Below are 11,100 nucleotides of genomic sequence, written 5' to 3' on the forward strand. Positions count from 1 at the left end.
CGTTCCTGCTTCAGGCTTCCGCGTGTGGCGCTTCGTGCGCCGCGTCCTCGCGGGCGTAGTGCGCAAGGCATTCCTCTTCACGTCCGCGCACCACGCGTCTGCCATTGAGCGGCCCTACGTGGGAGGTCACCACGGTGTACTGGCCTTCCACGTCGTCCTGGTCGTAGTAGATGACCACCCAGTCCGCCGTGGCGTTCTGCTGGTGCGCCAGCGCCGTGTTGGAGAACAGGGCGCGGAAGTTCCAGTCGTCCACGTGCTCGCGCATCACCGGCAGCCACGCCTCGCCGGACGGGTTGAAGCGCTTGGGGGCGATGCGGCGCAGCTCCCCGGCCTCCGCCCTGCGCCGGTAGTCCGCGTCCACCTTCAGCAGCAGCGCCACCGAGGGACGCGGCCCGTCCTCTCCGCCGTGCGAGCGGGCCCGCTCGCGCTCACGCCGGTTGCGGCCCAGCCGCGCCGCCAGCACCTCGCGCACCTGCTCCGCGCGCCGGGGCCCGAAGCCCTCCACCCGCTCCAGCCGTCCGTCGTGCGAGGCCAGCTCCAGCGCCTCCAGCGTCGTGATGTTCAGCTCCTCATGGATGCGCTTGGCCAGCTCCGGTCCGATGCCGGGCACGCTGGCGAGCAGGCCCTCGGGGGACGACTCACCCTCCAGCCGCTGGAGCAGGTCCATGTGCCCGGTGCGTACCAGTTCCGCGACGGCCGCCGCGATGCTCTTGCCCACGCCGGGCAGCTCCTTCAGGCCCGCCTCGCCCTTCTCCGCCAGCACCTGCGCCACGGAGTCCGGCCAGGTCGCGATGGTCGCCGCCGCCTTGCGGTAGGCCCCCACGCGGAAGGGCATCGCGTCCTGCGTGTCCAGCAGGTCCGCCACCCGTTCCAGCGCGTCCGCGATGTCGATGTTGCTCTTCCATTCGACGCCCATGGTACCTGGAAGGTAGGGACTCCCACGGAGGACGGCCACCCCCGCGAGCCGGCCCCGGCGTACACTGCGGCCCGCGCGGGAGGGACATTCCCCGCACCGCGACCGCGACGCGCCCGCCGGGCCGGCAGGCGCTGGAGGATGACGATGCGCTGGAACAAGACATGGGTGGTGGGGGCGGCCCTGGGGCTCGCGACGGCGTGCGGCGGGGTGGACGAAGAAGAGGCGGTGGCGTCCCTGCCGGACTTCGCGGGCACGTCGCTGGAAATCAACACGGACGCGCCCGCGCAGGACGGCGCCGCGCTCGTGGCCCAGGACCTGATGCAGGTGGAGGCCTCGCTGGACGGGCAGGGCGCCGCGATGCTGGAGGGCGCCCGCCTGCAGGTGAAGGCGCTCAACGACGCGCTCCGGCTCGCGCTGGTGCCCATCTCGGACCTGGTGAAGCAGTCCGCTTCGCAGTCGGGGGACGTGCTGGTGTACGGCCCCGCCAACCGCGCCAACGCCACCTTCAAGCTCTCCCTCCGCGAGGGCGAGGCCGGGCGCTACCAGTGGAAGCTGGAGGCCCGTCCGCTCAACGGCACCGAGGAGACGCCCTACACGCTCATCGCCGCGGGCGCGCTCAAGCGCGACGGCGCGGCGCACCGGGGCCGGGGCACGCTGGCCCTCTCCCTGGACAACCTGAAGGCGGTGGCCCCGTCCTTCGCGGGGCAGGGCAGGCTGATGATGTCGTTCGCCCACTTCGGGCAGGGGCAGGGCAGCAAGTCGCTGGCGTACCGGCTGGTGAACTTCACCCCGAACCCCGCCGTGCACGAGGCCGTCACCGGCGCCTTCGTGGGCCACAAGCTCCAGGCCACCGGCGCCACCCGCGTGCGCGTGCTGGGCCCGTACAACCTGCCGGGCACCGCGACGGCCGCGAAGGAGAAGGTGCTCTCCTCCGTGCGCCACTTCCCCGGCACCGGCGGCCGCGTGGACCTGCGCGCCTGGGGCGGCGACATCGCGGCGAACACGTCCTACGTGGGCAGCGCCTGCTGGGACCCGAAGGAGAAGGAGCTCTTCCGCGTCCTTTTCCAGTGCACGGGCTCCAGTTGCACGGAGGTGCCCGGCAGCCGCGTGGGTGACCGCCAGGCCTGCCCTGGCGTGGAGCTGCGCGGCGACGTGGCTCCCCCGGAGGGCACCGGCGACGACGTGACGCCCGAGCCCGGCAACCCCGGCGCGCCGGACGACGTGCCCCCGGACGTCACCGCCGGGTTCTAGGCCCTCAGGGCAGGGCGCCCGCCACCACCGCGTCCGCTTCAATCTCCACCAGCATCCGCGGGTCGATGAGCGCCTTCACCTCCACCATGGAGGTGGCGGGGCGGATGGCCGCGAACACCTCGCCGTGGGCGCGGCCAATCTCCTCCCAGCGGGAGATGTCGGTGACGTACATGCGCGTGCGCACCACGTCCTCCACCCGGGCGCCCACCGCTTCCAGTGCTGAGCGGATGTTGGCCAGCGCCTGGGCCGCCTGCCGGTATGCGTCCCCTTCACCCACGAGCTGACCGTTCGCGTCCGTGGCGGTGGTGCCGGAGACGGACACGAAGGGGCCCGTGCGGACCGCCCGCGAGTAGCCCACGCGGGGCTCCCAGGGAGTGCCGGTGGCGTGGAGGATGCGCTGCATGGCGTGGCTCCGATGTGGGCGGGAGGGAGGGGTGCCCTGGAGGGCCGGAGCCCGGCCGGACCTCCAGGCGCTGCTTGCGAAGCTGCAAGGAACGACCGCCCGTGATAGTTGCCCTCGGATCATGGCCAACGAGCTCGAGAGGGAGGTCGCCCGGCGACGGACCTTCGCCATCATCTCCCACCCCGACGCGGGAAAGACAACCCTGACGGAGAAGCTGCTGCTCTACGGCGGCGCCATCCACCTCGCCGGAAGCGTGAAGGCCAAGCGGGCGCGGCGGCACGCGACCAGCGACTGGATGGAGCTGGAGAAGGAGCGCGGCATCTCCGTCACGTCGTCCGTGCTCCAGTTCGTCTACCGCGACCACGCGGTGAACCTGCTGGACACCCCGGGCCACCAGGACTTCTCCGAGGACACCTACCGCACGCTCTCCGCGGCGGACGCGGCGGTGATGCTCATCGACGCGGCGAAGGGCGTCGAGCCGCAGACGAAGAAGCTCTTCAAGGTCTGCCGCATGCGCGGCATCCCCATCTTCACCTTCGTCAACAAGCTGGACCGCTACGGCCGCGAGCCGCTGGAGCTGATGAACGAGCTGGAGCAGGTGCTCGGCATCCGCTCGTACCCGATGAACTGGCCCATCGGCATGGGGCCGGAGTTCCGCGGCGTCTACGACCGGCAGGCGCGCGTGGTGCACGTGTTCTCCGCGGAGGGCTCGCACGGCGAGTCGGAAGTGGCGGAGCGCTCGGTGTCCATCGACTCGGATGAGATCAAGTCGGTGCTCACGGAGACGGAGCTGGCGAAGCTCCACGAGGACATCGAGCTCTTGGACATCGGCGGGGACCAGTTCACGCGTGAGAAGTCCGACGCGGGCCAGCTGACGCCCATGTTCTTCGGCAGCGCGATGACGAACTTCGGCGTGCGGCCCTTCCTGGACGCGTTCCTGGACCTGGCGCCCGCGCCCACGGCGCGCCCCACCACGGCGGGCCCGCGCGAGCCGACGAACCCCAAGTTCGCGGGCTTCGTCTTCAAGATCCAAGCGAACATGGACCCCGCGCACCGCGACCGCATCGCGTTCATGCGCGTGGTGTCCGGCCGCTACGTCAAGGGCATGAACGCGTTCCACTCGCGGCTGGGCAAGGAGGTCCGGCTCGCGAAGCCCAGCCAGTTCATGGCCGCGGAGCGCACGTCCATTGAAGACGCGTGGCCGGGGGACGTCATCGGCCTGTTCGACCCGGGGCAGTACCGCATCGGCGACTCGCTGGCGGAGGGCAACCAGGAAGTGCTCTTCGAGGGCGTGCCGCGCTTCAGCCCGGAGTTCTTCGCGGTGGTGCGCTCCAAGGATCCGCTGCGCCGCAAGCAGATGGAGAAGGGCCTGGAGCAGCTGTCGGAAGAGGGCACCGTGCAGATCTTCCAGCAGCTCTCCATGGGCATGAAGGACCCCATCGTCGGCGTGGTGGGCGCGCTCCAGTTCGAAGTGCTCCAGTACCGCCTGGAGCACGAGTACGGCGCGAAGATCGCCCTGGACCGGCTGCCCTTCAGCCACGCGCGCTGGGTGGTGGGGCCGAACTTCGACCCCCGGTCGTTCGACTGGGAGGGCAACCGCCAGACGGTGCAGGACCGCGACGGGCTGCCCCTGGTGCTCTTCCGCGATGACTGGGCGCTCCAGCACGCCGAGGAGAAGCACCCGGACCTGAAGTTCGTGTCGGAAGCGCCCCTGTTGCGTCAGTCCGCGTCGGCCGCGACCGGAAGCTAGAGAGAAGGAAACCGTCCATGGCCGCGGAAGCGCCCGCCGTCCCGTCCCCCGTCTCCCCGGGGGGCGGTGCTCCGTCCGTCCCCGCCCCCGAAGCGTCCCCGCCGTCCCCCTCGCGGCGGATCGTCCCGTCGTCCCGGCTCGCGCTCGTGGCGCTGGCGGCGATGCTCGCGCTGTGGCCCGCGTTCAAGGTGTACCTGGGGCCCGCGAACGAGCTGCGCGTGCGCTTCCCCACCGCCGGCTGGGCCCTGACGGGCGAGGTGTCCTTCACGGTGGAGAAGGACGCGCCGCCGGTGGTGCGGCCGCTCAAGCCGGTGGAGGCCGAGCAGGTGCTGGGCGACGGCATCCCGGAGGGCCAGCAGGAGGTTCGCATCCAACTGCCCCGGGACGCGCGGTCCGCGGAGGTGACGCTGCGGCCGCTGGCCGACCTCACCGTGGAGCAGGTGACGTGGTTCCCCCTGCGCGGGGCCGTGCTGAGCGGCCCCGGCGTGCGAGCGCTGCCCTTCGAACAGCACTCCAACCCGGACGGCTCGCGCACGGTGAGCGTGGCGCGGCTGCGGCCTGGCTTCTGGAACGTGGACGCGGCGGACGTGCTCTTCGCCGTGACGGTGTGGGCCCTCTTCTGGCTCGTGCTGGAGGCGCGCTGGGGTCGGGGCCGGGCGGCGGCGTTCGCGCGGCGGCAGTCCGGCTGGGCTCGCTACGCGCTGCTGCCGCTGCTGTCGTGGGGCGCGTGGTGGCTCATCTTCTTCCCGGGGCTCATCTCGTTTGATCCGCTGGTGCAGTGGGAGCAGCTCCAGACGGGCCGCCTGGAGGACTGGCACCCGGCGTTCCACACCTTCTGGCTGTGGCTGGTGGGCAAGCCGTTCGGCTCGCTGGCGCCCGTGGGCGCGCTCCAGGCGGTGCTGTTCGCCACGGTGATGGGCAAGGTGCTGGAGGAGCTGGGGCACTGGCGGGTGCCCGCGTGGGCGCGGTGGGGCGTGGTGGCGTGGGTCACCCTGTCGCCCGCGGTGGGCAGCAACGTCATCGCGGCGTGGAAGGACGCGCCGTTCACGCTGATGTGCCTGACGGTGATGCTGCTGGTGCTGAGGGCGGAGCGCCGGGGCGGCCTGCGCGTGGCGGACGCGGCGTGGCTGGGCGCGACCCTCGCGTGCATCACGCTCCTGCGCCACAACGGGCCGGCCCTGAGCGTGCCCATCCTCGGGGCCTGCCTGTGGCGTTACAGCGACCGGCGCGCGCGCGGCACGCTGGTGTCCGTGATGCTGCTCTTCACGTTCATGGTCCGGGGCCCCGGCTACGCGCTGGCGGACGTGGCCCCCGCGCCGCCGGTGCTCAAGCAGGTGCTGCTCGTGCACCGGCTGGGGGCCGCGGCGAAAGACCCCCAGTTGCCGCCCGAGGACGCCCGCGTGCTGGAGGAGCTGATGCCGCTGGAGCAGTGGCAGAAGCGCTACGCGTGCCTCTCCGTGGGGCCGCTCGTCTTCGGCTCGCCGCTGCGCCAGGACAAGCTGCCGGGGCGCACGCTGGAGCTGGCGGACATCGCGTGGCGCTACGCGAAGCGCCACCCGGAGCAGCTGTGGGAACAGCAGGTGTGCGTCACGCGCTACATCTGGGCGCCCGAGGCGGACCTCTACGTGGGGCCCTTCAACGGCGGCGGCAACACCGTGGACCCGAACCAGGTGGGCGTCCGGTCCCACTCGTGGCTCGCCTCCGCGCAGAACTTCTACGAGCACGTCGTCTTCGACGCCTATGGCCAGCACGGCCTGCTGCGCACGCTGGTGTGGCAGCCCGCCTCGTCGCTGTACGCGTTCGTGCTGGGACTGGTCGTGGTGCTCTGGCGGCAGCGCAGCCTGGGTGTGCTGCTGGCGGTGCTGACCGCCGTGCTCAACACGCTCTCGTGGCTGCTGCTGTCGCCGAACCCGGACCTGCGCTTCCTCTTCCCCACGGTGCTGCTGGCCCCGCTGCTGCTCGCGCTCGCGCTGGCGCCCCGGTTGGGACGCAAGCCCGAAGCGCGAGCGCAGGCCGGGGCCTGAAGCGGCCTACTTGTGCGGCACCACGGTGCCGCCGCGGAAGGCGGAGTCGCGCAGCACCAGGCCTTCCTTGAAGAGGCGCGCGGCGCGGTTGCCGACGAAGAAGTCCTTGGGGTCGCCCCGGCGGAAGGTCTTCTTCACGAACTCCTCCACCTCCATGTAGAGGCGGCGGAACCTGTCCGGGGCCGCGTCGCGGCGGCCCGTCTGGGACGTCACCTCCAGCTCCACCCACATCTTCCCGCTGAGCAGCTCGCCCTCCTCGTTGCGGCGCGAGCGCTCGATGAAGATGACGGGCGAGCGCACCTCGTCGATGCGCCAGAAGCCCTTGTCCGGGCCGCGCTTCACCTTGTCCACCATGGCGGGGCCAATCTCGCTGGCCACCAGGTAGAGGTCCTCCTCCGGCAGGCGCGGGATGTTGTCCGGGTTGGCCCGGAAGGGCACCCAGTCCGGGGGCACGCGCCGGGGGTAGACCTCCAGGACGTGGCGCTCCAGGAAGCGGAAGAAGGCGACCTCGTCGTCGGGTGCCATGAAGAATTGGAGGATGTTGGCCATCGCGGGCGACCTCATACCCTGGAAGCGCGCTAGAAACACAGCCATGGACACCTGGCTGCGCTCGCGGATGCACGAGCTGAACGACCTGAGCAGCGTCATCAACCTGGCTTCGTGGGACCGGGAAGTCTACCTGCCCGCCAAAGCCGCCCCCGCCCGCGCCCAGCAACTGGCCACCCTCCAGGCCCTCCACCACGAGCGCCTGGTGGACCCGCGCCTGGGCGAGGCCCTGGCCCGCGCAGGGGAGGGCGGCCCGGACGCCGCGTCCCTCACGCCCGACGAGAAGGCCATGGTGCGCGTCCTCACCCGCGAGCGGGACCGCGCCGTGCGGCTGCCCGCCCGGCTGGTGACCGCGCTGGCCGAGGCGCAGGGGGAGGGCCTCCAGGCGTGGCGCGAGGCGCGCACGACGAAGCGCTTCGCCCGCTTCCAGCCCGCGCTGGAGGCGCTGCTCGCCCTCCGTCGCGAGCAGGCGGACGCGCAGGGCCACGACGGCGAGCGCTACGACGCGCTGCTGGAGGGCTTCGAGCCTGGCATGCGCGTCCAGCGCCTGACGCCGGTGCTCACCGCGCTGCGTGACGCGCTCATCCCCATGGTGGCCACGCTGGGGGAGAAGAAGCGCGCCTTCCCCGCGTTCCTCTCCGGCCGCGCCTACGACACCGGCAAACAGTGGCAGTTCACGATGCGCCTGTTGAAGGCCGTGGGCTTCGACCTGGAGGCGGGCCGCCAGGACCTCAGCATCCATCCCTTCACCAACAGCGTGCACGCGCAGGACGTGCGCCTCACCACGCGCCTGGACGCGGCGTGGCCGCCCGCGGCCCTCTTCGGCACGCTCCACGAGGCGGGCCACGGCCTGTACGAGCAGGGCTTCTCCCCGGAGCACCACCGCACGCCGCTCGCGTCGGTGCCCTCCATGGGCCTGCACGAGTCCCAGTCCCGCCTCTGGGAGAACCTGGTGGGCCGCGGCCGCGCCTTCTGGGTGCACCACTTCCCCGCGCTGAAGGACGCCTTCCCGGAGGCGCTCGGGGACGTGGACCTGGACGGCTTCCACGCGGGCATCAACCACGTGGTGCCGTCGCTCATCCGCGTGGAGGCGGACGAGGTGACGTACAACCTGCACATCGCCCTGCGCTACGAGCTGGAGCTGGCGATGCTGCGCGACGAGCTGCCCGTGTCGGAGCTGCCGTCCGCGTGGAACGAGCGCATGCGGCGCTACCTGGGGATTACTCCCCCGGACGACACGCAGGGCGTGCTCCAGGACATCCACTGGGCCTGGGGGGAGCTGGGCTACTTCCCCACGTACTCGCTGGGCAACCTCTACGCGGCCTCGCTGTACGCCGCCGCGAGCCGGGCGCTGCCGTCGCTGGAGGCGGACCTCACCCGGGGCGACACGTCGTCGCTGCTGGGCTGGCTGCGCGCGAACCTGCACGCGCACGGCTTCCGGCTGCCCGCGGAGGAGCGCGTGCGCGCCATCACCGGAGAGGGGCTCACGGACCGGGACTTCCTGGCGTACCTGCGCGCGAAGTACGGCGCGCTGTACGGCGTGAGCCTCTAGGAAGACCTCAGGCCGCGAACACCAGCGGGCGGCACGCGCGCGCCAGGTGCAGCGCGTCCCGCGCCAGCGCGTGCGAGGCCGGGTCCTGCGCCTCCAGCCACGCGGCGCGGGCCACCTGGTTGCCCAGTTCGAAGCACAGGCTGGCGGTGCGGCGCGACAGCCGGCTCTCCTTCTGGAGCGCGCGGACGTTCAGCTCGCACAGCTCCGCGCACTGGCGCAAGAGGCGCACCGCGTCGTCATCCGCCGCGATGCCCTGGGCCCTCAGCCGCGCCATGCCCGCCTCGCAGGCCGTCTGGCACTGCATGCTCGCGGCGATGCACCGGGAGACCTCTGTCCGCGCCCCGCCTGTCCTGGCTCCCAGCATGACCACGCCCTCCCTGTGTGCGGCGTCAAAGGTACGCACGCACGCGGTTCTCGCAACCGGCACCCGGGCCGCAGATGGCGCTTGAACACCTGCGTTCCGGGGTCATGGACAGCGAGCCGCACAGGGATGCACAAGCCCCGCGCGCGATTCAGCCGAATCGTATCCCAGCTGCCTCTTCGTCGCGGGGGAACGTCAGCTTCCCAGCACCGGAAAGGGCTTGAGCAGGGTGATCAGCTTGTCGCCATACAACTTGATCCGCTTTTCCCCGAAGTAGGGCAGCTGCGACAGCTCCTCCACGCTCGCAGGCGGCCTGGACGCGAGCGCGTCCATGAGCGGATTGGTGAGCACCACGCTGGGCGTCACCTTGCGCGCCGTGGCCTGTTCGACACGGAACGCCTTGAGCGCGTCCTCGCGCTTGCGCCGGTGGGGGTCGCGCGGACCCTTGGGCTCGCGGTCCAGGTCCAGCTCACCCCGGGTGGCCTTCTGCTGGAGGTCGCGGATGAGGGCGAGGATGGCGTCGCCGTGCGCTCGCACCACCGCGCCCCGCACGCCGGCCGCGCGCGCCAGGTCCTTGTGCGTGTCCGGCTGCTTCAGGGCCAGGTCGGTGATGGCCATGTTGGACAGCATGCGGCCCATGGGCACGTTGTCCTTCTCCGCCCACTCCAGCCGCAGCTTGTGCAGCCCCTGCGCGATGGCGTGCGCGAGCGCGTACTGCACCGGGGACAGGCCGCTCTTCGACAGCTTGGGCTTGTACTCGGCGCCCGTCTCCGGACGGGCCTCGGCCTCCGTGCACATGCGCTCGCAGTCCAGCAGCACCTCCTCCAGGATGTCCGCCTCGCGGCACGCGTCGCGCACCTGGCGGCCCAGCTCGCAGAGGTAGCGCACGTCGTTGGCGATGTAGTCCCGCATGCCCGGGGGCAGGGGACGCAGGGAGAAGTCGGACTGCTGGTGCTCCTTCGGCAGCTCCACGCCCAGCCGCTCGCGCGCCAGGTCCGCCAGGCCCACCTTGGGCCACCCCAGGAGGGTCACGGCGCGGTGCGTGTCGAAGAGGCCGCGCACGCGCACGCCCGCCTCCGCGAGGAACTGCAGGTCGCCCTGGGCGGCGTGGAAGTACTTCGTGCGCCCGGGGTCCTCCATCATGGGGGAGAGCAGGCGCGGGTCCACGCCCGGCTGGAGCGTGTCGAAGAGGAAGATGTCCGTGTCGGTGCCCAGCTGGAGGAAGCACAGGCGGGCCCGGAAGGCGTGCATGGCGTCCGCCTCCAGGTCCACGGCCACTTCCGGCGAGGCCTCCAGCACCCGCGTGGCGGCCTCCTCGCCCGCGCGGTCCACTACATCCACGGCTCCCTGAGGAAAGGTCGGCATCGCGGGGAGCAGGCTAGCGGACCGGCCCGCCCCTTTGACGTGTTTTTTCCCGAACCGCCGCTAGGATGGCCCCGCCGATGAACGACGCCCAACGTCTTGAAAAGAGCCTGCTTGGCCACATGGGCCGGGCCATCGCGGACTTCCGCCTCATCGAGGCCGGGGACCGCATCATGGTGGGCGTGTCGGGAGGCAAGGACTCCTACACGATGCTCCACCTGCTGCGGGAGCTGCAGCGGCGGGCCCCCGTGAAGTTCGACCTGCTGGCGGTGAACCTGGACCAGGGACACCCGGGCTTCCCGGGCCACGTCCTGGAGGGCTACTTCCAGAAGGAAGGCTACGCCTACAAGATGCTGAAGGAGGACACCTACAGCATCGTCCTGGAGAAGACCCCCCCGGGCAAGACGCAGTGCTCGGTGTGCTCGCGCCTGCGCCGGGGCATCCTCTACAACGCCGCCGTGCACCTGGGCTGCAACAAGATCGCCCTGGGCCACCACCGCGACGACCTCATCCACACGATGCTCCTGAACATGTTCTTCGCCGGGAGCCTCAAGGCGATGCCGCCGCTCCTCAAGAGCGACGACGGCCGCAACGTGGTCATCCGGCCGCTGTGCTACGCGCCGGAGAAGGAGATCATCCAGTTCGCGGAGGCCAAGCAGTTCCCCATCATCCCCTGTGACCTGTGCGGGTCGCAGGAGAACCTGCAGCGCAAGCGGATGCAGAAGCTGGTGGAGGACCTGGGCAAGGAGATCCCCAACGTCCGCCAGAGCCTGTTGAACGCGATGTCGAACGTGCGGCCCACGCACCTCTTGGACAAGACGCTGAACCCGGACCCGCTGAACGCGACGGAAGACGGGCCCGCGGTCACCCCCCCCACCACCGATACGCAAGGGAGCGCCAGTCCATGGCTCGAGAGCAGGCAGTAAAGGCGCGCA

10 protein-coding genes are annotated in these 11,100 nt (G+C 71.3%); 5 read left to right on the forward strand and 5 right to left on the reverse strand.

Annotated features, from left to right (window positions below):
• Nucleotides 1-10: 10 nt before the first annotated feature.
• Nucleotides 11-916, reverse strand: a complete 906-nt coding sequence (locus tag JYK02_RS39335; protein ID WP_207058221.1) for a helix-hairpin-helix domain-containing protein — start codon at nt 914-916, stop codon at nt 11-13.
• 144 nt (nt 917-1,060) lie between these two features.
• On the opposite strand from JYK02_RS39335, the gene JYK02_RS39340 reads away from it, so the two are divergent.
• Nucleotides 1,061-2,167 (forward strand): hypothetical protein, encoded by a 1,107-nt coding sequence (locus JYK02_RS39340; RefSeq protein WP_207058223.1) that lies wholly within the window; start codon nt 1,061-1,063, stop codon nt 2,165-2,167.
• Nucleotides 2,168-2,171: 4 nt separating this feature from the next.
• Here the strand turns inward: JYK02_RS39340 and JYK02_RS39345 are convergent, their stop codons facing one another.
• Nucleotides 2,172-2,570 (reverse strand): RidA family protein, encoded by a 399-nt coding sequence (locus JYK02_RS39345; protein ID WP_207058225.1) that lies wholly within the window; start codon nt 2,568-2,570, stop codon nt 2,172-2,174.
• Nucleotides 2,571-2,691: 121 nt separating this feature from the next.
• On the opposite strand from JYK02_RS39345, the gene JYK02_RS39350 reads away from it, so the two are divergent.
• Nucleotides 2,692-4,320 (forward strand): peptide chain release factor 3, encoded by a 1,629-nt coding sequence (locus JYK02_RS39350; protein ID WP_207058227.1) that lies wholly within the window; start codon nt 2,692-2,694, stop codon nt 4,318-4,320.
• A gap of 17 nt (nt 4,321-4,337) precedes the next feature.
• On the forward strand, nt 4,338-6,344 hold the full coding sequence (locus JYK02_RS39355; protein ID WP_207058229.1) for a hypothetical protein: 2,007 nt from the start codon (nt 4,338-4,340) through the stop codon (nt 6,342-6,344).
• 6 nt (nt 6,345-6,350) lie between these two features.
• Here JYK02_RS39355 and JYK02_RS39360 read toward each other — a convergent pair whose 3' ends face one another.
• A complete protein-coding gene (locus tag JYK02_RS39360; protein ID WP_207058231.1) occupies nt 6,351-6,893 on the reverse strand; it encodes a hypothetical protein in 543 nt (180 codons plus the stop codon).
• A 43-nt stretch (nt 6,894-6,936) separates the two neighbouring features.
• On the opposite strand from JYK02_RS39360, the gene JYK02_RS39365 reads away from it, so the two are divergent.
• Entirely contained in the window at nt 6,937-8,442 is a 1,506-nt protein-coding gene (locus JYK02_RS39365) for a carboxypeptidase M32 (protein ID WP_207058233.1), read from the forward strand.
• Nucleotides 8,443-8,449: 7 nt separating this feature from the next.
• On the opposite strand, the gene JYK02_RS39370 is transcribed toward JYK02_RS39365, so the two are convergent.
• Together JYK02_RS39370 and JYK02_RS39375 are read right to left on the reverse strand one after the other, a co-directional pair.
• Nucleotides 8,450-8,806: a hypothetical protein gene (locus JYK02_RS39370; protein ID WP_207058235.1), complete on the reverse strand. Its 357-nt coding sequence runs from the start codon at nt 8,804-8,806 to the stop codon at nt 8,450-8,452.
• A 192-nt stretch (nt 8,807-8,998) separates the two neighbouring features.
• A complete protein-coding gene (locus tag JYK02_RS39375; protein ID WP_207058245.1) occupies nt 8,999-10,168 on the reverse strand; it encodes a ribonuclease D in 1,170 nt (389 codons plus the stop codon).
• A gap of 65 nt (nt 10,169-10,233) precedes the next feature.
• Here JYK02_RS39375 and ttcA point away from each other — a divergent pair, with 65 nt between their 5' ends.
• Nucleotides 10,234-11,091, forward strand: coding sequence for a tRNA 2-thiocytidine(32) synthetase TtcA (gene ttcA / locus JYK02_RS39380; RefSeq protein WP_207058254.1), 858 nt, complete (start codon nt 10,234-10,236; stop codon nt 11,089-11,091).
• The last annotated feature ends 9 nt before the right edge of the window (nt 11,092-11,100 follow it).

This window comes from Corallococcus macrosporus (genome assembly GCF_017302985.1).
Lineage (GTDB): Bacteria > Myxococcota > Myxococcia > Myxococcales > Myxococcaceae > Corallococcus > Corallococcus macrosporus_A.